Origin of the sequence: Methylogaea oryzae (genome assembly GCF_019669985.1) — a bacterium.
GTDB classification, from domain to species: domain Bacteria; phylum Pseudomonadota; class Gammaproteobacteria; order Methylococcales; family Methylococcaceae; genus Methylogaea; species Methylogaea oryzae.
Map to the genome: position 1 here is coordinate 2408744 of NZ_AP019782.1, position 19632 is coordinate 2428375.

At 63.4% G+C, this 19632-nt stretch carries 22 protein-coding genes and 2 tRNA genes; 10 read left to right on the top strand and 14 right to left on the bottom strand.

Features of this window, described 5'->3' with window-relative positions; all coding sequences use genetic code 11:
- The first annotated feature begins 62 nt into the window (after positions 1–62).
- Positions 63–332 carry a hypothetical protein gene (locus K5607_RS10485; protein ID WP_156302390.1) on the top strand — a complete coding sequence of 90 codons (270 nt, stop codon included), beginning with the start codon at positions 63–65 and terminating at the stop codon, positions 330–332.
- Positions 333–355: 23 nt separating this feature from the next.
- On the opposite strand, the gene K5607_RS10490 is transcribed toward K5607_RS10485, so the two are convergent.
- From K5607_RS10490 to K5607_RS10505, 4 genes are all read right to left on the bottom strand, one after another.
- The gene (locus K5607_RS10490) at positions 356–757 is read right to left on the bottom strand and encodes a hypothetical protein (protein ID WP_054773379.1); all 402 of its coding nucleotides are present in this window, start codon (positions 755–757) and stop codon (positions 356–358) included.
- A gap of 270 nt (positions 758–1027) precedes the next feature.
- Positions 1028–1114, bottom strand: a tRNA-Leu gene (locus K5607_RS10495).
- A gap of 44 nt (positions 1115–1158) precedes the next feature.
- Positions 1159–1875 carry a response regulator gene (locus K5607_RS10500; RefSeq protein ID WP_306304459.1) on the bottom strand — a complete coding sequence of 239 codons (717 nt, stop codon included), beginning with the start codon at positions 1873–1875 and terminating at the stop codon, positions 1159–1161.
- Positions 1848–1936, bottom strand: a tRNA-Ser gene (locus tag K5607_RS10505). Before K5607_RS10505 ends, K5607_RS10500 begins: the two co-directional genes overlap by 28 nt.
- Positions 1937–2048: 112 nt before the next feature.
- On the opposite strand from K5607_RS10505, the gene queA reads away from it, so the two are divergent.
- Genes queA through K5607_RS10525 form a run of 4 tightly spaced genes read left to right on the top strand, consistent with a single transcriptional unit; the run spans position 2049 to position 4841 of the window.
- Positions 2049–3068: a tRNA preQ1(34) S-adenosylmethionine ribosyltransferase-isomerase QueA gene (queA, locus tag K5607_RS10510; RefSeq protein ID WP_221046988.1), complete on the top strand. Its 1020-nt coding sequence runs from the start codon at positions 2049–2051 to the stop codon at positions 3066–3068.
- Positions 3065–4156: a lysylphosphatidylglycerol synthase transmembrane domain-containing protein gene (locus K5607_RS10515; protein WP_221046989.1), complete on the top strand. Its 1092-nt coding sequence runs from the start codon at positions 3065–3067 to the stop codon at positions 4154–4156. Before queA ends, K5607_RS10515 begins: the two co-directional genes overlap by 4 nt.
- Entirely contained in the window at positions 4156–4578 is a 423-nt protein-coding gene (locus K5607_RS10520; protein ID WP_054773731.1) for an HIT domain-containing protein, read from the top strand. The genes K5607_RS10515 and K5607_RS10520 overlap by 1 nt, the downstream gene beginning before the upstream one ends.
- The gene (locus K5607_RS10525; protein WP_054773732.1) at positions 4575–4841 is read left to right on the top strand and encodes a YkgJ family cysteine cluster protein; all 267 of its coding nucleotides are present in this window, start codon (positions 4575–4577) and stop codon (positions 4839–4841) included. The genes K5607_RS10520 and K5607_RS10525 overlap by 4 nt, the downstream gene beginning before the upstream one ends.
- A gap of 355 nt (positions 4842–5196) precedes the next feature.
- On the opposite strand, the gene K5607_RS10530 is transcribed toward K5607_RS10525, so the two are convergent.
- From K5607_RS10530 to K5607_RS10560, 7 genes are all read right to left on the bottom strand, one after another.
- A complete protein-coding gene (locus K5607_RS10530) occupies positions 5197–6393 on the bottom strand; it encodes an ABC transporter ATP-binding protein (RefSeq protein WP_054773734.1) in 1197 nt (398 codons plus the stop codon).
- Positions 6394–6424: 31 nt separating this feature from the next.
- Positions 6425–7522, bottom strand: coding sequence for a quinolinate synthase NadA (gene nadA / locus K5607_RS10535; protein WP_054773735.1), 1098 nt, complete (start codon positions 7520–7522; stop codon positions 6425–6427).
- A gap of 23 nt (positions 7523–7545) precedes the next feature.
- Positions 7546–7758: a type II toxin-antitoxin system HicA family toxin gene (locus K5607_RS10540; protein ID WP_054773736.1), complete on the bottom strand. Its 213-nt coding sequence runs from the start codon at positions 7756–7758 to the stop codon at positions 7546–7548.
- Entirely contained in the window at positions 7755–7964 is a 210-nt protein-coding gene (locus K5607_RS10545; protein WP_054773737.1) for a type II toxin-antitoxin system HicB family antitoxin, read from the bottom strand. Before K5607_RS10545 ends, K5607_RS10540 begins: the two co-directional genes overlap by 4 nt.
- A 153-nt stretch (positions 7965–8117) precedes the next feature.
- Complete coding sequence (gene aspS, locus K5607_RS10550; protein ID WP_221046990.1) at positions 8118–9905, bottom strand: aspartate--tRNA ligase; 1788 nt, start codon at positions 9903–9905, stop codon at positions 8118–8120.
- Between the two features lie 92 nt (positions 9906–9997).
- On the bottom strand, positions 9998–10411 hold the full coding sequence (mscL, locus tag K5607_RS10555) for a large conductance mechanosensitive channel protein MscL (RefSeq protein WP_082411546.1): 414 nt from the start codon (positions 10409–10411) through the stop codon (positions 9998–10000).
- Positions 10412–10487: 76 nt separating this feature from the next.
- A complete protein-coding gene (locus tag K5607_RS10560; RefSeq protein ID WP_054774965.1) occupies positions 10488–10745 on the bottom strand; it encodes an FmdB family zinc ribbon protein in 258 nt (85 codons plus the stop codon).
- Positions 10746–10858: 113 nt separating this feature from the next.
- On the opposite strand from K5607_RS10560, the gene pyrC reads away from it, so the two are divergent.
- Complete coding sequence (gene pyrC / locus K5607_RS10565) at positions 10859–11896, top strand: dihydroorotase (RefSeq protein ID WP_221046991.1); 1038 nt, start codon at positions 10859–10861, stop codon at positions 11894–11896.
- On the opposite strand, the gene K5607_RS10570 is transcribed toward pyrC, so the two are convergent.
- Complete coding sequence (locus K5607_RS10570; RefSeq protein ID WP_221046992.1) at positions 11853–12464, bottom strand: rRNA large subunit pseudouridine synthase E; 612 nt, start codon at positions 12462–12464, stop codon at positions 11853–11855. The genes pyrC and K5607_RS10570 overlap by 44 nt on opposite strands.
- Positions 12465–12741: 277 nt before the next feature.
- Here K5607_RS10570 and K5607_RS10575 point away from each other — a divergent pair, with 277 nt between their 5' ends.
- Positions 12742–13656, top strand: coding sequence for a TrmH family RNA methyltransferase (locus K5607_RS10575; RefSeq protein ID WP_221046993.1), 915 nt, complete (start codon positions 12742–12744; stop codon positions 13654–13656).
- A gap of 25 nt (positions 13657–13681) precedes the next feature.
- On the opposite strand, the gene K5607_RS10580 is transcribed toward K5607_RS10575, so the two are convergent.
- Complete coding sequence (locus K5607_RS10580; protein WP_054775012.1) at positions 13682–14152, bottom strand: hypothetical protein; 471 nt, start codon at positions 14150–14152, stop codon at positions 13682–13684.
- A 406-nt stretch (positions 14153–14558) separates the two neighbouring features.
- Between K5607_RS10580 and K5607_RS10585 the strand changes: the two genes are divergently transcribed.
- Entirely contained in the window at positions 14559–15302 is a 744-nt protein-coding gene (locus K5607_RS10585) for a BPSS1780 family membrane protein (RefSeq protein ID WP_221046994.1), read from the top strand.
- On the opposite strand, the gene K5607_RS10590 is transcribed toward K5607_RS10585, so the two are convergent.
- Positions 15299–17254, bottom strand: a complete 1956-nt coding sequence (locus K5607_RS10590; protein ID WP_221046995.1) for a transglycosylase SLT domain-containing protein — start codon at positions 17252–17254, stop codon at positions 15299–15301. The two genes, K5607_RS10585 and K5607_RS10590, sit on opposite strands and share 4 nt — an antisense overlap.
- A gap of 134 nt (positions 17255–17388) precedes the next feature.
- On the opposite strand from K5607_RS10590, the gene K5607_RS10595 reads away from it, so the two are divergent.
- Both K5607_RS10595 and K5607_RS10600 read left to right on the top strand, forming a co-directional pair.
- On the top strand, positions 17389–19194 hold the full coding sequence (locus tag K5607_RS10595; RefSeq protein ID WP_221046996.1) for an ABC transporter ATP-binding protein: 1806 nt from the start codon (positions 17389–17391) through the stop codon (positions 19192–19194).
- Between the two features lie 66 nt (positions 19195–19260).
- Positions 19261–19569 carry a potassium channel family protein gene (locus K5607_RS10600; protein ID WP_054772904.1) on the top strand — a complete coding sequence of 103 codons (309 nt, stop codon included), beginning with the start codon at positions 19261–19263 and terminating at the stop codon, positions 19567–19569.
- Positions 19570–19632: the final 63 nt, after the last annotated feature.

The window sequence follows — 19632 nt, forward strand, 5'->3', positions numbered from 1 at the left end:
AAAGAATTGTGACGCGGTACCGATAAAGTGCATGAAATTCCCGACATTGCGGGGAGGGAGCCATGTCCGAAATACCGAAGGTTGTCGGGGCCGGTCAATCACTCGACGCGCAACGTTTTCACGGGACGGCCGCACTGCCCCAGCTCGGGCCGGCGGCATCGGAAACTGGAGGAGTGGGGGGAGGCGAGCCGCTGTTTACCGAGCGCCGCAAAGTCCCTGATCGCCGCAAACGCCGGCGCGGCGACGATCCCGATGACCGATCGTCGCTCCCATTCGACACCAGGCAAAAAAACGAGCGGAGAAAAAGCAGGGCTTTGGATTACGAAGTCTAGCCGGCAGGCGCCGAGGGGAGCGCTCAAGCGCTACGGTTCGCCCTGCTCTGGTCGCTGACCGCCGACAATCGCGCCAGGTCAGCCTCGATTTCCTTGTCCATCGTCGAAAAAGTAGCGGACGTATCCAAGATGGATGAACGCAGCAGTATCGCGGCGCGCTGCACCTCGCCGGCCTGATGCAGGATGGGCTCGACAATCTCGTTGAATTGCCCAAAAGGTCCGCGGTACTGCCACTCCCCACCAGAAGCGTAGCGGGTAAAAATACCGCTTTCTTTGGCACGAAACCCGCCGGAGTCGCCGGTAAACGCCTCCCCCACCTGCATGAAGCGAAGGATCACGCCGTTAACGCAGGTCGAGCCTTGCTCGCGCAGGATATGATTCAGCGCCGTCAACAAAGCGGCCAGATCATCATGTTCGGCTGTCATCGGCTTTCCCTCATTGACTTGCTCTTAACGGCCGCCCACCGCCGGCACCGACCAGGGCAGCCCCGAAAGGCAAGCGGCGGGCCTTGCCCTAGGTGTTGGAGACGCTCGACTCGCCCGCAGCGAAGGGAATTCCCCATCAACGCTCGCCGCACAGGCGCTAGGCGCATGCGACCGAATAAGCGGGCTGGCGGCTTGCCGCCTTCTTTGCGGATCGACCGGCCGCGCGGCTTTTCCGCGCAAAGCCTCAGAAACAGAAAGTTACCGAATGAATGGTGCCCCGGGCCGGACTCGAACCGGCACGCTTTTAACGGCGAGGGATTTTAAGTCCCTTGTGTCTACCAATTTCACCACCAGGGCGGAATGTTCTTCGTCCAATGCGCGACGTGAGATGCCCCGTTCCCTTAGGCGTCGCGAACCACATCGTTGATTAGTTTGTATTTCAACGCCAGCCGGGTCAACTCGACGTCGTTCTTGACCCCTAGCTTTTCGTAACAGCGGTACCGATAAGTGTTGACGGTCTTCGCGCTGATCATGAGTATTTCAGCCATGTCGGGAATGGTCGTGCCTTGCAAAGTCAGCATGACGACCTCCATCTCCCTTTGCGACAAACGCTCGAAAGGCGCCAGCTCGCCGGGCAAGACAGACAAGGCGATGTTGCTGGCCACATCCGCGCTCAAATAACGCTTACCCTGTTGCACCATCTGGATGGCGGACACCATTTCCGCCGCCGGGCACGACTTTGACACATAACCTTGCACGCCCAAATGCAGCAATTGCTGCGGCAGGGGGCCGTCGTCATGAACGCTCAAAGCGATGATTTTCGCGTCGGGATAACGCTTGAACAGGCGTTTGCTGGCTTCCACGCCGCCCATGCCGGGCATATTCACGTCCAGTAACACCACGTGAGGGTTCACCGTAGGATAAAGCTCCAGCGCTTCCTCCCCCGAACCCGCTACGGCCACGACCCTGATTCCACTACTGTCGTTGAGTAAATACTCAATCGCCGTACGGACCAACTCGTGATCGTCAACCAACAGTACATCTATCATGCCGTCTTCGCCGCCTTCTATCGTTATAGCGAAGCCCAATATGGCGGAGAGGGTGGGATTCGAACCCACGGAAGGGGATACCTTCAACGGTTTTCAAGACCGCCGCTTTCGACCGCTCAGCCACCTCTCCGAGTTCCTGCGGGAATCATATCATATCGGGGAGGTTATGAATCCAACGAAGCGGGGAGCGAACCAAAAGACCGACTGCAAGCGCCGCCCCAAGCTGTTAACATGCGCGACCCATGCGTAAAAGCGACCTCCATTACGACCTGCCCGAGCGACTCATCGCCCAAACCCCTTTGGCGGAACGGGCCGCTAGCCGCCTGCTGCGGTTGGATGGTCCGAACGGAACCCTGGAAGACTTGGCGTTCGCCGATCTGCCCTCGTTGCTTCGCGCCGGCGACCTGCTGGTGTTCAACGACACCCGCGTAATTCCAGCAAGGCTGTTCGGCCGGAAAGAAAGCGGCGGACGGGTCGAAGTGCTCGTGGAGAGAGTAACGTCCGAACGGCGAGTCCTGGCCCACGTGCGCGCCAGCAAAGCGCCCAAGCCCGGAAGCCTGTTGCTGCTGGACGGCGGCAGCCGCTGCGTGATGGTGGAGCGGCGAGACGATCTGTTTTTATTGGAATTCTCCGAAACGGTGGACGACGTGCTGGAGCGCGCCGGCCACATGCCATTGCCGCCCTACATCGCCAGGCCCGACAACGCCGACGATCTCAACCGCTATCAAACCGTATACGCCCGCACCAAAGGCGCCGTGGCGGCGCCTACCGCCGGACTGCATTTCGATGAAGCCATGCTGGAAAGATTGCGGCTGGGCGGCGTGGCCAGCGCTTTCGTCACCCTGCACGTGGGCAGCGGCACGTTCCAACCGCTGCGGGCGGAAAAACTGGCGGACCACCACATGCACGCGGAATACTGCGAAGTGTCCCAGGCTACCGTGGACTTGGTGCGGCAAACCCGCGCCGCCGGCGGCCGAGTTGTGGCGGTGGGCACCACGACGGTGCGCGCCCTGGAGTCGGCCTCGCACAGCGGCGCGCTGGAACCCTATGCCGGCGACACGGACATATTCATCACCCCCGGTTACCGTTTTCGGAGCGTGGACGCCCTGCTGACCAATTTCCACCTGCCGGAATCGACCTTGCTGGCCCTGGTCTGCGCATTCGCCGGCTACGGCCATACCATGGCCGCCTACCGCCACGCGGTGGAACGGGAATACCGCTTCTTCAGCTACGGCGACGCCATGTTCGTCACCCGCGCATGAGCCCGAAGCCGCCGGCCCTGCACCGCTTCGGCTGGCGCTATCTGCTGCCGCCGTTGTTGCTGGGCGGCGGCCTCATCGCCTATTTGTGGCAATGGCAATTGGCCCAAAACGGCATGGCGCTGGCCGATCTCTGGGCCAAGCTGCCGAAAAACGGCGCGGTATTCGGCTGGCTGGGATTGGCGCTGTCCATGGATTGGCTGCGCGACTTCGCCTATATGTGGCAGTTGCGCATACTCACCGACCGGCGCCTGTCCTGGCTGGCCTGCTGCCAAATCCTGCTGATCTGGAATTTCTCCGCCGCCGTGTCACCCTCCATGGTCGGCGGCGCGCCGCTGGCCCTGTTCATGCTGACGCGGGAAGGCTTAAGCCTGGGTACCGCCACAGCCATCGTGTTCACCACGGTGTTTCTGGACCAGGCGTTTTACCTGGGCATACCGCCCGTTACGACGCTGCTGGTGGACCATGCCGCCATCGTCGCGCCGTTGGCGGATCTCAATTCGGGCCTGATGGAGGGCGGAGTGATCGCCGGCTTTTGGAGCGCGTTCGGCTCCATGGCCGCTTATGTGGCCTTCCTGGCTTTTGCCCTCTTCGTGGCGCCGGGCTGGGTCAACCGCCGTCTCAAGCAACTGCTGCGCTGGCGGCGCATGAAACCCTGGCGGCGGCGCGGCTGGCGCATGCTGGACGATCTTAAAGCGGCCTCGAGCAACCTGCGCGCCCGGCCGCAACGATTCTGGTGGCAGCTGTGGGCCGTCACCTCCCTCGCCTGGATCGGCCGCTATCTAGTACTCAACTGCGTGCTGCAAGCCTTCGCCGGCCACACCATGGGCTGGCAAGAACACGTGCTGGCCTTCGCCCGCCAGGCCGGCTTATATGTGCTTATGGTGGTGTCCCCCACCCCGGGCAGCGCCGGCATGGCGGAAATGGCCTTCGCCTGGCTGTTCCGCGATCTCATCCCGCCCGGCCTGGAACTGACCCTGGCGATGATCTGGCGCGGCATTGGCTATTATCCCTACCTGATCATCGGCATCCCGATGATGACCTGGTGGCTCAAGCGCGTGCGCTTGGCCGGACTGTTGGAGAAAGAGTGATGTTCGAGCTGCACCCCCGCTTGCAACAGGACTGCATCGTCCTGGGGCGCTTCCCTCTCTGTCTGCTGCTGCTGATGAACGACAGCCACTACCCCTGGTTCATCCTGGTGCCGGAACGAGCGGAAGCCAGAGAGATTTTCCAACTGAGTGAATTGGATCAGCTACAACTGATGCGAGAATCCAGCGCCCTGGCGCAGGCCATATCCGAGGTATTCCAAGCGGACAAAATCAACATCGCCGCCATCGGCAACCTGGTGCCGCAACTGCATGTGCACCACGTGGCGCGCTACCGGGACGACATCGCCTGGCCCAAGCCGATCTGGGGTTACGCCGAAGCCGTTCCTTACGACGCCGCCGGCATCGCCGCCGTGAAATCCCGCCTGGAGCCGGCCCTGGGCGACAGCTACACAGCCCAGCCGTGACAACACCCCTGCCCTGCCGCCCCGGCTGCGGCGCCTGCTGCATCGCACCGTCCATCTCCAGCCCCATTCCCGGCATGCCCCAGGGCAAGGCAGCCGGGGCGCGCTGCGCGCAGTTGAGCGACGACAATCGCTGCTTGATTTTCGGCCGGCCGGAGCGGCCGGCGGTGTGCGGCGGACTCAAGCCGGAGGCGGCCATGTGCGGCGACAATGCCGAACAGGCCATGATGTGGCTGACGCGCTTGGAAGCAGCGACGCGGCCTTAACGTGAAGCGAAGGGCGCAAACTTGAGCGCAGGATTAGAGCTTCGCATCATCATGAGTATTTCCCATCGGGGTGTTACATACGTAACAGCGCTTCCTAGGCAAACGAACATCAAGGACAGACCAGCCTCGGAAAACTTGATGCGTTCGACAAACTGGACAACGAATGGAAAGCGCATAGATAGCGAGAGCAACACCTCCCAAAAGAGCGAGAAGATAGTGCCATTCAAGGCTCAGTGGCGAGTTCAAATCACTTGGTTCCCGAAGCAAAACATGAAGCGCAACCAGGGCAACCTCCATGATGAGCAGGGATATTAGCCGTGTTCTCTGTGAAACCATTTTTTGCTTTAACACCCTGTCAATCCAGCGTCCAGCGGCCGGCGATTTGCACCGGCGCGTGGCCGAAATATTCGCCGGCCACCCGCAGCTTGGCGAAATTATCGCTGCGCAGCAGGATTTCGCCGCTGGCCTCGTTGGCCACGGTGAGGGACAGGAAATACAAGCCGGGATTGAGATGCAACGGCCCCAGCTCGGCCAGCACTTGGTGGCGAGCGCCGTCAGCCGGCAGGCGGAAGCCGCTGAAAGCGGAGTCGCACTGGATAATGTTGTTCAGCTCCGGGTTGGTGATAGTGAGACTGAGGGTGGGCGCTTCGGCCGCCTTGGCGCTCAAATCCAGCGCCAAGGCCAGTTCCCGGCCGTAGGGCAAAGCGCCTTGCAGGGGCTGGCCGTCCAGCAGCAAGCGACAGTCCAGCAGTTTTGCTTGGCCGGTGCCGGAACTGACCGGCGGAATATCCGGCTCGCACACGGCGTAATAGGCGTCGATGCCCTTGGGCACGTCGCGCCCTTGGAAGATGCAGGCACCCTTATCCAGCACGGCCACCGCCGTGCACACCCGCGCCACCTGGGGCATGGAATGGGACACGAACACCAACGCCGAATGCTGCATGAGCTGGGGAATACGGTTGAGGCACTTAGCGCGGAAGCGGGCGTCGCTCACCGCCAGCACCTCGTCCAGCAGAATCACATCGGGCGGGAAATGGGCCAACAGAGAAAACCCCAGCCGCACCTGCATGCCGCTGGAAAACTGCTTGACGGGCTTGTCCATCTGCCCCTGCAAGTCGGCGAATTCGACGATGCGCGGCAGCATGGCCTGGGCCTGGGCCGTGGAATAGCCCTGCTGGGCGGCGTAGGCGTAAACGTTTTCCGTACCGGTGAGCAAAGGCTGCAAGCCGCCGCCGGCCTCGATCATGGCGCCGATGCGGCCGGCCACGCGGATTTTGCCCTGGTCAGCCAGCACGCTGCCGCTGAGCATTTTCAACAGGGTGGACTTGCCGGCGCCGTTGGGACCGATGACTCCCAGGCACTCGCCGCGCCGCAATTGGAAAGACAGATCGCGTACCGCCCAAAACTCGCCGGAACGCAGCGGCTCACCGCCGGTTTTCAGGCCGACGGCGCGCTTGAGGCCATCCTGCACGCCGTACAGCGTCGCCAAACGCAGGGAACGGCAATAGCGCTTGCCGACCCCCGCCGCTTCGATCGATACGCTATCGGCCATCCGGTTCAGTCCGTAGCGCCGGCCATGGGCCTCAGGCCACCTGCAACATGCGCTCTAGCGCCAGCTTGGCCAGTTTGGCGTCCTCGTCCGGCACACGGATACGGTTGACCACCACGCCCTGGGCCAGGTTCTCCAGCACCCAGGCCAGGTGCTGGGGATCGGTGCGGAACATGGTGGAGCACATGCACACCGTGGGCGACATAAAGTGCACTTCCTTGCCCTGCGGCTTCACCTCTGCCGCCAGGCGGTTGACCATGTTGAGCTCGGTGCCCACCAGCCAGCGCGTGCCGGCCGGGGCTTCCCGCACCGTTTTCAGGATGTACTCGGTGGAGCCGACGTACTGGCTCTTTTCGCATACCTCGAAGCTGCATTCCGGGTGGGAAATCACCCGGGTGTCGGGATGCTTGGCGAGGAAATTGTCGATGTGAACCGGCTGGAACACCTGGTGCACCGAACAGAAACCTTTCCACAGGATGATCTTGGCGCGGCGGATTTGCTCCGGCGTCAGGCCGCCCAGCGGCAGCGCCGGGTCCCACAGCACCATTTCCTCCAGGGAAATGTCCTTGCGGTAGCCGGTGTTGCGGCCCAGGTGCTGGTCGGGGAAGAACAGCACTTTCTCCCGTTGCGCAAACGCCCAATCGAGGATCTTGCCGGCGTTGCTGGAGGTGCAGACGATGCCGCCATGCCGCCCGCAGAAGGATTTCAAGTCAGCGGCGGAATTGATGTAAGTAACCGGAGTGATGGACTCGTCCGGGTTAAGCACGTCGGCCAATTCCTTCCAGCAGCGCTCCACCGCCGGCAGGCTGGCCATATCGGCCATGGAACAGCCCGCCGCCAAATCCGGCAGGATGGCGACCTGTTCCGGGCGGGACAGTATGTCCGCCACTTCCGCCATGAAGTGCACGCCGCAGAACACGATGTACTCGGCTTCCGAATGGGAGGCCTCCCGCGACAGTTTGAGGGAGTCGCCGGTGAGGTCCGCATGGCGGAACACTTCGTCGCGCTGGTAATGGTGGCCCAGGATGACCACGCGTTTGCCCAGCTTCTGCTTGGCGGCCTCGATGCGGGCTTCGCACTCGGCGTCGTCGAGCAGGGCGTAGTCTTGGATGGAAAGAGTTTTGTCGTTCATGGCGATAGCTCGGTCATGGGCACTTACAGATCGTCCGGCGTGAGCCCGGTGTGTTTGGCAATCCGTGCGAGCATTTTAGGGCCGATTTCGTCTCCATCATGGGATGCAAAAACGAAGTCGGGCCAGCCTTGGCGGCTCAATATCTTGTGGGAGCCTGTTTGGCGTTTTAGCAGCCATCCGATTCCCAATAATGCCGCCAGCGCCGCTTTGGCGCGAGCCGACGGCCATTGACTCATGCGGCCGCGGCAAAAGTGAAGTGGATGGGAACCGGCCGGCTTTCGCCTTGCTCGAGCCGCTCGGCGATGACACGCAACGCCAAAGCTTCCGCTCTCGCCATAGCCTCGTCGGCACTGCTGCCGTAGGCCAACACACCGGGTAGTTGGGGAACCTCGGCCAGCCAGCGGCCGTCCTCTTCCTGCTCATATTCCATGGTGAAATTCATGAAACCTCCCTAATGGCAGCTTGCCCGCCGTAACCCTCGAGAATTTGCCGGCGGCCGGCGAAATCCTTGCATTTCCCCAATATCGCAGGAGCGGGCCATGACCGCGACGAATGTCTCACGGTCGTGGCCCGATCCTACAGACAGCGCGCGTCTCTAACCCGCCGCTTTTTCCGTGCGCGGCTTGCGCAACTGGATGCCCAGCTCCTTCAACTGCAAATCGGTCACTTCGGCCGGCGCATCGAACAGCGGGCACCAGGCGGACTGGGTCTTGGGGAAGGCCATCACGTCGCGGATGGAGTTGGCGCCAGCCATCAGCATCACCAGGCGGTCCATGCCGAAAGCGATGCCGCCGTGGGGCGGTGCGCCGTATTTGAGGGCGTTGAGCAAAAAGCCGAACTTGCGCTCCGCCTCTTCCTCGCCGATGCCGAGCAGGTCGAATACCGCGCTCTGCATGTCGGTGTTGTGGATACGCACCGAGCCGCCGCCCACTTCCATGCCGTTGAGCACCATGTCGTAAGCGCGGGACAGAGCCTGGCCGGGATGGGACTGGACTTCCTCCAGGCTGCACTTGGGCGCCGTGAAGGGATGGTGCAACGCCACCCAGCGATTGTCCTTGTCGTCCCAATCGAACATGGGGAACTCCACCACCCAGGCCGGCGCCCAGTCGCCTTGCAGCAGGCCGCGGTCGTGGCCCACTTTGACGCGCAACGCGCCGAGGGCTTCGTTGACGATCTTGGCCTTGTCGGCGCCGAAGAAGATCAAATCGCCGGTTTGCGCGCCGGTGCGGTGGAGGATTTCCTTCACCGCCTCGTCCGGGATGAACTTCAGGATGGGCGATTGCAGCCCTTCCAGGCCGGCGGCCAGGTCGTTGACCTTGATGTAGGCCAAACCCTTGGCGCCGTAAATGCTGACGAACTGGGTGTAATCGTCGATTTCCTTACGGGTCAGTTCGCAGCCGCCGGGCACACGCAGGGCCGCCACGCGGCCGTTGGGATCGTTGGCCGGCCCGTGGAATACTTTGAACTCCACGTTGCGCAGCAAGTCGCCGATGTCCACCAGCTCCAGCGGCACACGCAGGTCCGGCTTGTCCGAGCCGTAACGGCGCATGGCTTCGGCGTAGGTGATGCGCGGGAAGGGGTTGGGCAGCGCCACCTGCAACACTTCGCTGAACAGCTCGCGGATCATGCCTTCCATCACGGTCATGATGGCGTCCTCGTCCATGAACGAGGTTTCGATATCGAGCTGGGTGAATTCCGGCTGGCGGTCGGCGCGCAAGTCCTCGTCGCGGAAGCAGCGCACCACCTGGTAGTAGCGGTCCATGCCGGAGATCATCAGCAACTGCTTGTACAACTGCGGCGACTGCGGCAGGGCGAAGAACGAATTGGGATGGGTGCGGCTCGGCACCAGGTAGTCACGCGCGCCCTCCGGCGTCGCCTTGGTGAGGAACGGCGTTTCGATTTCGAAGAAGCCTTCCTTGTCCAGGAAGTTGCGCAACAGGCGGGTCACGTCGCGGCGCAGCTTCATGCGCTCCTGCATCTGCGGACGGCGCAGGTCGATGTAGCGGTAACGCAGGCGGGTTTCCTCGTTTACCTCGATGTCGCTTTCCACCGGGAACGGCGGCGTTTCCGACTTGTTGAGGATGTTCAGTTCCACCCCCAGCACCTCGATCATGCCGGTGGGCAGGTTGCGGTTTTCCGTGCCGGCCGGACGCGGGCGCACTTTGCCTTTCACTTGCAGCACGAATTCGCTGCGCACGCTTTCGGCGTTGGCGAAGGCTTCCTTCGTGTCGGGATCGAACACCACCTGAACCAGGCCCTCGCGGTCGCGCAGGTCGATGAAGATCACGCCGCCATGGTCGCGCCGCCTGTGGGCCCAACCGCACAACTGGACTTCCTGGCCGATATGGGATTCGTTGACTTCTCCGCACCTATGGCTGCGCATAAAACCTGTCTCTGTGGGCAAAATGAAAAACGGTGAATGTTACGTCGCGGCCGCCGAGGGCGCAAGCCGACGGCCGGTTGCCGGCCTGGGCCTTACGGGGCGTTTTTCTTCAACAAGTCCCGTATCTCCGTCAGCAGCTCTTGGTCCCTGGTCGGCGGCGGCGGAGCCGCGGCCTCTTCCTGCTTGGAACGGCTCAGCCAGCCGAGAAACTTCACCGTGAACAGGAACAGGGCGAAAGCCACGATGAGGAAGTTGACCACCTCGCCCAGGAACAAGCCGTAAGGAATGTCCTTGCCGTTGAACGTCAGCTTCCAGGCCAGGTAGCCCTGCTCGCCGGGCAGCAATACGCTGACGGTGGGCATGATGATGTGTTTGACCAGGGAATCGACAATCTTGCCGAAAGCGCCGCCGATGATCACACCGATGGCGAGATCCACCACATTGCCCTTGAAGGCAAAACGCTTGAACTCGCTCAACAAGGACGAAACCCGCTGGGAAGGAATCATGTCGGCCTCCTGGAGAAGTGCCTTGGACAATGGAGGGATGGCGGCGGCGCCAGGACGAGCCCGCCGCCGCCTTGCGTCAGGCCGCTGCGCCGCCCGAATTGCCGCCAGACGAAGCGCCGCTGTCGCCGGCGAGATTTTTCTTCTTGTCGGAGCCGCTTTTAAAGTCGGTTTCGTACCAACCACCGCCCTTCAAGCGGAAACCGGCCGCCGAAATCAGCTTGCTCAGCTCCGGCTTGTTGCAGGCCGGGCAGTCGGTCAACGGCGCGTCGCTGATTTTTTGCAGGGCTTCCAACTGGTGGCCGCAAGCTTTGCACTGGTATTCGTAAATTGGCATTCGTACCTCCGGAAAATTACACTGTGTTGGCGATCGCTTAAAGAGAATGTCGCCCCGATATGGGGACCATCATCGCCAGTTTCAAGTCCTTATCCTAGCCGACGAGCCCGCCCATGGACACCATCACCATCACCACCCCCGACGACTGGCACCTGCATTTGCGCGACGGAGCCCAGCTGGATAGCGTCGCAGTCCATAGCGCCCGTCAGTTCGGCCGAGCCCTGGTGATGCCCAACTTGAAGCCGCCGGTCGCCACTGTGGACCAGGCGCTGGCCTACCGCCGGCGCATTCTCGACGCCCTGCCGGAAGGCTCCGCCTTCCAGCCCCTCATGAGCCTGTACCTCACCGACGCCACCACGCCGGACGAAGTGCGCCGCGCCGCCGAAACCCCGGAAGTGCTGGGCTTCAAGCTTTATCCGGCCGGCGCCACCACCAATTCCGAAGCCGGCGTCAGCGGCCTGGAAGCGGTCTATCCGGTGCTGGAAGCCATGGAAAAACACGGCGTGGCGCTGCAAGTGCACGGCGAAGTCACCGAAGCGGAAGTGGACATCTTCGACCGGGAGCGAGCCTTCATCGACCGGCATCTGCGTCCGATCACCCAACGCTTCCCGGCCCTGCGTATCGTGTTGGAACACATCACCACCCGCGACGGCGTGGAATTCGTCGAGGCCTCGAACGACAACGTCGCCGGCACCCTCACCGCCCATCACCTTTTATACAACCGCAACGCCATGCTGGTGGGCGGCATCCGCCCCCACTACTACTGCCTGCCGGTATTGAAGCGCGAGGAACACCGCAAAGCCCTGCTGCAAGCCGCCACCGGCGGCAGCCCCAAATTCTTCCTCGGCACCGACAGCGCACCCCATGCCAAAGCCGCCAAGGAAACCGCCTGCGGCTGCGCCGGCTGCTACACCGCCTACGCCGCGCTGGAACTGTACGCCGAAGCCTTCGAGTCCGCCGGCCGGCTCAACCGCCTGGAAGCCTTCGCCAGCCACCACGGCCCCGACTTCTACCGGCTGCCGCGCAACAGCGGCACCGTCACCCTGCGCAAGGAAGCGTGGACCGCGCCGGACAGCTTTGCCTACGGCGACGATGTGCTAGTGCCGCTCAGGGCAGGCGGCGAGGTGGCTTGGAGGCTGACGGACGCCTAGCTTTGATCGGCGCGACGCGGCGGGGCAGTTCCAATCCCCGCCACTGCCCCGGCCCCAAGCCCTCCAGCGTCCAATCGCCGATGGCGTAGCGGATCAACCGCAGCGTCGGATGGCCCACGGCGGCGGTCATGCGGCGCACCTGGCGGTTGCGGCCTTCGCGCAGGGTCAGTTCGATCCAGCGGGTGGGAATGCTGGCGCGGTAGCGGATGGGCGGGTCGCGCGGCCATAAGTCTTGCGGCTCGTTCATCAGCCTGGCGCCGGCCGGGCGGGTGAGGCCGTCGTTCAGCTCGACACCTTGGCGCAACCGTTCCAGCGCCGCTTCATCGGGTATCCCCTCCACCTGTGCCCAATACACCTTGGCCATTTTATGCTTGGGGTCGGCGATGCGCGCCTGCCAGCTGCCGTCGTCGGTGAGCAACAACAGGCCTTCGCTGTCCCGATCCAAGCGGCCCGCCACATACACGCCCGGCACGGGAATGTAGTCGGCCAGGGTGGCACGGCCGTGCTCGCGGTCGGTGAACTGGGACAGGACGTCGTAGGGTTTGTTGAACAAAATCAGGCGGGACATGGAACGGCCAAAGACGTGGGGATGGAATCACCGCAGGGCGGTCAATTATCGTAAGGCTGAGTAGAACCGGGCGCTATTCCGGCCCCCTCGCCCACCGGGAGAGGGTTGGGGTGAGGGGTGGCAAAAAAGCCACGGCCACCTCCCCTCACCCTGCCCGCTCCCTGAGGGGGAGGGAAAAACGTCAGGGCTCCACAAGCATCATTGCGGCATATAGAGGCCGACTAAAAGCGGTGCTACGCGCTTGCGGGTAAAATGGCATTTTGTCCGGCCAGTTTACATGAAGAAACCCACCCGCCCGAAGCGTCCCGCCCCTCACCGGCCCCATTCGGCCGACAGCGGGGAAGCCCAACGCGACCGCCGCCCTCCCTCGTACGGCGGCGATAAGCCTCCTTCGCGCAAGCCGCGCCCGGCCCAGCCGACCTTACCGCCTGCGGCGGCGGAAGCTTACGATAAGCTGGTGAAAATCGCCGGGCTGCAAGCGGTTACCGCCCTGTTCAAGCGGGATCACCAGCGGGTGATGCGGCTGTATTACGGCGACAGCCTGAAGACCAAGGTGGGCGAACTCTGCGCCCAAATGGCGCGGCTGCACCGGCCCTACCGCCTGGTGGACGAGCACGAGCTGGCCCGCATCGCCGGGACGACCCAGCACGGCGGCATCGTGGCGGCGACCCTGCCCCGCGAAATACCGGAGCTGGACCTCAACGCCGCCCAGCGCTGGGCCAAGGCGGGCGAACCGCTGGTGATCCTGGACGGCGTGGGCAATCCCCACAACCTGGGGGCCATCGCCCGCACCCTGGCGTTTTTCGGCGTCCGCCACCTGCTGATTTCCGACCACCCGGCCCAGGCGAGCGTGTCCGACGCGGCTTACCGCATTGCCGAAGGGGGATTGGAGTATTTGGAAATTTACCGCGCCCGCCATTTGCCGCAGACCATCAAACAGCTGCGTCCGCACTTTCGCTTCGCCGCCACCAGCCTGAGTCCCCGCGCCCTGCACTTGGAGCAAATTCCGCCGCAGGGACGCCCCCTAGCCCTGGTGTTCGGCAACGAGGAAAACGGCGTGCCGGCGGAAACCCTTGCCGCTTGTGAACTGGCCATTACCCTGCCGGGCAGCGGCTGGGTGCAATCCCTCAACGTGGCGGCCAGCGCGGCGATTTTCATTCAGGAAGTCGCCAAGCGGCGCAAACGGCCGTGACGCCCATCGCGGGTCGAACCGTTGGTTAAAAATCGACCATGCGGTTCATGAACTGGCTCAGCTTGTGGTAAATCTGAGCCGGCGGCGTGCCTTTCTGCAGCTCCGCCTCGTACAGCGCGATGCGCTTTAGGCGGATGGTTTCGCCCGACATCTGCATCACCGGCAGCGTCCGGGCGTCGTAGGTATCGCCACCGCCCGGACGCACCGGTTTCGGCACGACAGCGGTATCGGCTCGGTACGCCAGGGATTTCGCCATCTCGGCGGCAAAGTTAGGATCCTGGTCCACCTGTGCCTCCAGATTGGCCTGCGAACGGTCCTGTTCCAATGCCTGAATCGCCTCGTCGCTGATATTGACCGAATCGCCGCCGCTTTGCGGTTCGACCTGGCCGCCGTCCTGCTGATCGGCGACGGCGGCGGCGATCAACGGCTGCGCCGCGCTATCGACGACGCGATAGGCGTTGGCACTGGCGTTGGCGTTGCTGATTAAGCTAATCATGAACGGATTCCCATACCTCCCTTTCCAGGAGCGAAAGCATGAGTCGTGCCACCGCTAAAAAGCCCGCGCCATGCGGCGCCGGCCAAGGAAATCCGCGCGCTCGAGCCGCCGCGGGAACATGCCGCCCTGCCGGCGCTCCGGCCCGCGCGGCAAACGTCTGCCCGCCAATCGGAAAACCGTTGCCGCTTGGCAGCCGGACGTTGCTGGCGAACCGGCATAGCGCGCCGGGGCCATGGCCCAATCGCCGCCGATTTCGCTGAAGCGGCGAAGGCGGTAATCTAGCGGCAATACCGTCAGGCTAACGGCATGCCGCAAGGTTCGGCCGCTCGACCGGCGCGCGAACCGCGCGGCTTAACGGTATCGATGTGCTCGGCACGTAAAAAACATCCCAATCAAAGGAGATAACATGGAAATTCGCGTTGTTGACGCCGGCCGCGCGTTGAATTGGTTTCAAGACGGCTTTGCGTTGTTCCGCCAGGAACCGCTGGTTTGGATCGTACAGGTAGTGATCTTCATCGCCGTGTTCATGGTGCTGAGCATGGTGCCGTTGGCCGGGCAGTTCGTGGCCACCCTTTTGTCGGCGGTGTTCGCCGGCGGATTTTTATGGAATTGCGAACAAGGACGGAAAGGCCAGCCCCTGAAAATCGATTATCTGTTCGAAGGCTTCCGCCAAAACACCAGTCCCCTGCTCATCGTCGGCGCCGTTTACGCCCTGGGCACCATGATCGCCGGCGCCATATCCGCCGTGCTGGTGCTGGGCGCGGGGGCCGGGTTGGGCATGGCCGCAAGCGGGATGGGCGACGACGGCGCCATGGCCATGATGGGCATGGGCGTCGCCGCCATGCTGGGGCCGATCGTGGTGTTGCTGGTAGCGCTGCTGTTGTCCCTGCCCTTGGCCATGGCTTTCTGGTTCGCCCCGGCGCTGGTGCTGTTCGACGGCATAGCGCCCTTGGAAGCCATGAAGCTAAGCTTCGTCGCCTGCTGCAAAAATTGGCTGGCGCTGCTGGTTTACGGCGTGGTTTTCACCGTGCTGGCGCTGTTGGCCTCCATTCCCTTCGGGCTGGGCTGGCTGGTGTTGCTGCCCACCATGATGGCGTCCACCTACGCCGCTTACCGGGAAATGTTCCAGGCGAACCGGCCGGCCGCTTAAAAACATCCCCCGCCGCTCCCGCCGTCGTCGTCCCGGGACGAACCGGCGGGCACTTCGGGCAACAACTGCCCGATGCGCCGTTTCCCTTTTCCGTTCAACTGCTCCTGATAAATAATGGCGTTACCCAGCACCGTGCTGACGTAATGGCGGGTTTCCTTGAACGGAATTTGCTCTACCCAAATGTCGGACGGCACGGTGCCGCCGGCCGGCTGCCAGCGGTGCACCCGCTGCGGGCCGGCATTGTAGGCCGCCGCCGCCATGGCGAAATTGCCGCGGAAGCGCTCCAGCAAATCCTTGAAGTAATAAGTGCCGTAGCGCACGTTGACCTCCGGGTCGTGCAGCAAGCCGACCGAGGTGAATTTCTCCCGCAGCACCTTGGCGATGGTTTGCGCCGTGGACGGCATGATCTGCATCAAGCCGCGCGCCCCCACCGCCGACTGGGCGTTTCTGTCGAAAGCGCTTTCCTGGCGGATCAAGCCGTAGACGATGCCGGGATCCAACTGCTGCCGGTCGGCGTGGCGCTCGACGGCGTGCTCGTAGGCCACCGGAAAGCGCAGGGACAGATCGTCCCAGGTATCGGCGCGAGCCGCCGTGGCGATGGCCACCGAATGCCAGCCCCACTGCTGGGCCAACTTGGCCGCCACCGCTTTATCCTGGGCGGACAAGCGCTTCAGGGCGTGAAACCATTCCGCCTGCGCCTCGCTGTCGCGATCCAGCCAACGCCATTCCCGCACCGCCTCGAACGGCGGACTGTCGGCCAAACGCTGCATATCCCTGGCATCCACAACCGTCGGCTTGTGGGACGTGTGGTACTGCCCGCCGATGCGGTCCGCCGCCAGAAATCCGAAGAAGTCCCGCTGCTGGGCCGCCTGGCCGTAGGCCTCTTTGGACGTTTGGCTCTCGCCCAACTGTTCCAAGGCGCGGCCTTGCCAATAACGCCATTCGGGCTGGTTTTTTTCCACGGCGCTCAAACGCTGCCAAGCGGACAGCACGGCGGGCCAGTTCCGGGCCAGCAAAGCGGCGCGCACGCGCCAAGCGCGCACGTCCTCGTCGTCCCGCTCCGCCGGCAGCGCTTCCAAAGCGGCATAAGCGCCGGGGTGACGCGACAAGGCCAACGCCAGCGCCAATCGCCGCTCCATGTAAGCTGCGTCCTCCGCCGCCACATCCACCTGGGAACGATGGCCGCGCCACAAGCCCAGCGCGCGCTCCGCATCGTGGGAAGCCAGCCGGTCCAGGGCGTGCACGAAAATCTTGCCGCCCAAATGGCCGGGGGCCGGCAGCGGCGCGCAAGTCAGCGCCAGCTTGGGGTTATCGTGCACCTTGCGCCAAAAGCCGGCGACACGGCGGTCGTCCGCGCCCATATAAGTTTCGATGGAGGCCGCCAGTTGCGGTTGCTTGTGCTCCAAGGCCAGCTGGAAACGCCGCCAGATTTTGTCCCGCGTCAACCGGCCGGCGCTGGCCATGCGGTCGAACAGCAGGTCGCAGGATTTGGGCAGGGAATTGCCGCTGAGCCATAGCGCTTCGCCGCCGGCATAGCCCTCGTCGCTCTTGCCGGTGGCGATTTGGCCGTAGTGGTATAGGCAACGCAGCGCCTTGTCGTCGCCCTCCTGGTAATGGGCGAAAAAACGCCGCCACTCGCCCAGCTCGGCCAAATGCTCCATCCAATCGCGGCGCAACCGGCTGGCGGCGCGGCTCCAACCGTACTGGTCGAGGAAGGATTCGATGGCGCGATGATTGTCCAAATCGCCCGACAACTGGTCGGCCGCCAGGCTAGGATACAGCGGGTAGCCGCGCAGCCGCGGCAGCAACTCCACCCACTCGGCGCGGCGGCCTTTCGCCTGGGCCTGCTCGGCTTGGTGGAACAACTGGCGCTGGGCGGAAAGGTCGGCGGCGGCGGACGGGAAAGACGGCAGCAACAGCCAGGCGACGGCGAGCCGGATTAGGGTCTGCATAGACATGGAATACTACCAGCGGACAGCAAAAACCAAGCGCCGTGCGGCTTTGGCGATGGACCGAAGTTTACCATCATTCCCGGCGGCCGGCCCTTAAAGGCATAATAAGCCGCACCGCTCTTGCCGTTATCGCCATGACCGACACCCCTCCCCGCTTCGACTGGCCCTATTTCCGCCGCATTGCCGCCGAGCACAAAGGCCAGATGGTGGCGGGACACATCATCGCCGTGCTGGCGGCGTTGGCGTCCGTGCCGGTACCTTTGCTGATGCCCTTGCTGGTGGACGAGGTGCTGCTGCACAAGCCGGGCATCACCGTGGCGACGGTCAACAAGCTAGCACCGGTCGAATGGCACGGTCCCCTGCTGTACATCGGCGCTTTGCTGTTGCTGACCTTGCTGCTGCGCGCCGTATCCACCCTGCTCAACGTGTGGCAGGTGCGGCAGTTCGCGCTGATTTCCAAAGACGCCATCTACCGCATGCGGGTGACCCTGCTGCAACACTTGCAGCGCGTGTCCATGGCGGAATACGAGTCCCTCGGCGGCGGCGCGGTGGCGGCGCGGCTGGTGACGGACTTGGACAATATTGACAAGTTTCTCGGCGACACCCTGGGGCGGCTGCTGGTGTCGGTGCTCACCATCGCCGGCACCGCCGTGGTGCTGCTGTGGATGCACTGGCAATTGGGGCTGTTCATCCTGCTGCTCAATCCCCTGGTGATCTATTTCACCCAGGCCATGGGCAAGCGGGTGAAGCAGTTGAAGAAAAGCGAGAACTCCGCCATCGAGGCGTTCCAACTGGCCCTCACCGAAACCCTGGACGCCGTACAGCAGGTGCGCGCCTGCAACCGGGAGGCCTTCTACCTGGGACGGCTGGCGGACAAGGCCGGCGAAGTGCGCGAGCACTCGGCCGCTTTCGCCTGGAAAAGCGACGCCGCCAACCGCTTGAGCTACGTGGTGTTCCTGTTCGGCTTCGACGTGTTCCGCGCCTGCGCCATGCTGATGGTGTTCTATTCCGATCTGAGCATGGGCGAGATGCTGGCCGTGTTCGGCTACCTGTGGTTCATGATGAGCCCGGTGCAGGAAGTATTGAACATCCAGTACGCTTTCTTTGCCGCCCGCGCCGCGCTGGGCAGGGTCAACCAGTTGGCCGCCCTGCAACAGGAGCCCCATTACCCGCACCTGGCGAACCCGTTCCAGGGCAAGCGCACCGTGGGCATCCGCGTGGAAAACCTGCACTTCGCCTATCCCAACGGCCATAGCGTGTTGAACGGCGTCAGCCTGGACATCCGCCCCGGCGAAAAGATCGCCCTGGTGGGCGCCAGCGGCGGCGGCAAGTCCACCCTGGTGCAGGTGCTGATCGGCATGTACCCGCCCTCTTCCGGCATGGTCTATTACGACGGATCGCCGCTGGACCGCATCGGCCTGGAAGTGGTGCGCGAACACGTGGTGACGGTGCTGCAACACCCCATGCTGTTCAACGCCACGGTGCGGGAAAACCTGACTTTGGGCCGCAACCACGGCGACGACGCCCTATGGCGCGCCCTGGCCATCGCCCAGTTGCGCGAGGCGGTGGAGGAAACCGAACTGGGGCTGGACACGGTGGTGGGGCATTCCGGCATGCGGCTGTCCGGCGGCCAGCGCCAACGGCTGGCCATCGCCCGCATGGTGCTGGCCGAACCCGCCGTGGTGATCCTGGACGAGGCCACCTCCGCCCTGGACACCGACACCGAACAGCGGTTGCACACGGCCTTGGCCCAATTCCTCGAAGGCCGCACCACCGTCATCGTGGCCCACCGCTTGAGCGCCGTGCGCCAGGCCGACCGGGTCTACGTATTCGAGGACGGCCATATCTGCGAGCAGGGCGATCACCACAGCCTCATCGCCGCGCGAGGGCTGTACGCCAAGTTGTACGGAAACCACGCGACGGCGGAAAGTCCCGCATAACGATGGCTCCCGACCATACAACACCCGCTCGCCCTGCTGAAAAACGCCCTCCGCTGGATCCCTGCCATGCGCGAAGACCAGGGCAATAAGGACATTCTGCTCTACATCCTTACCCTGGCCGCCGTAGCTACCCTCGTTGCAGGCCTGCTGCTGTACAACATCATAGGCCCCGGCGTCCATACCCTGCTGGACGGCGCGTGGTCCGCCTGGGTCACCCTGACCCACGTGGGTTTCGGCGACGTGGTGCCCACCTCCTTCCTCGGCCGCGTGTTGTCGTCCCTGCTGATAGTATTCGGCCTGATTCTGTTCGCTTTGTTCACGGCCGCCCTATCGGCGGCGTTCCTGGGCAAAGGCCTGGAGGCCCTGGGACCGTAAGCAGCGTTTGGTGGAAAAAGAAACCGGCCGGGTGCTCGACGACGTTGCCGGTGATAAAAGATC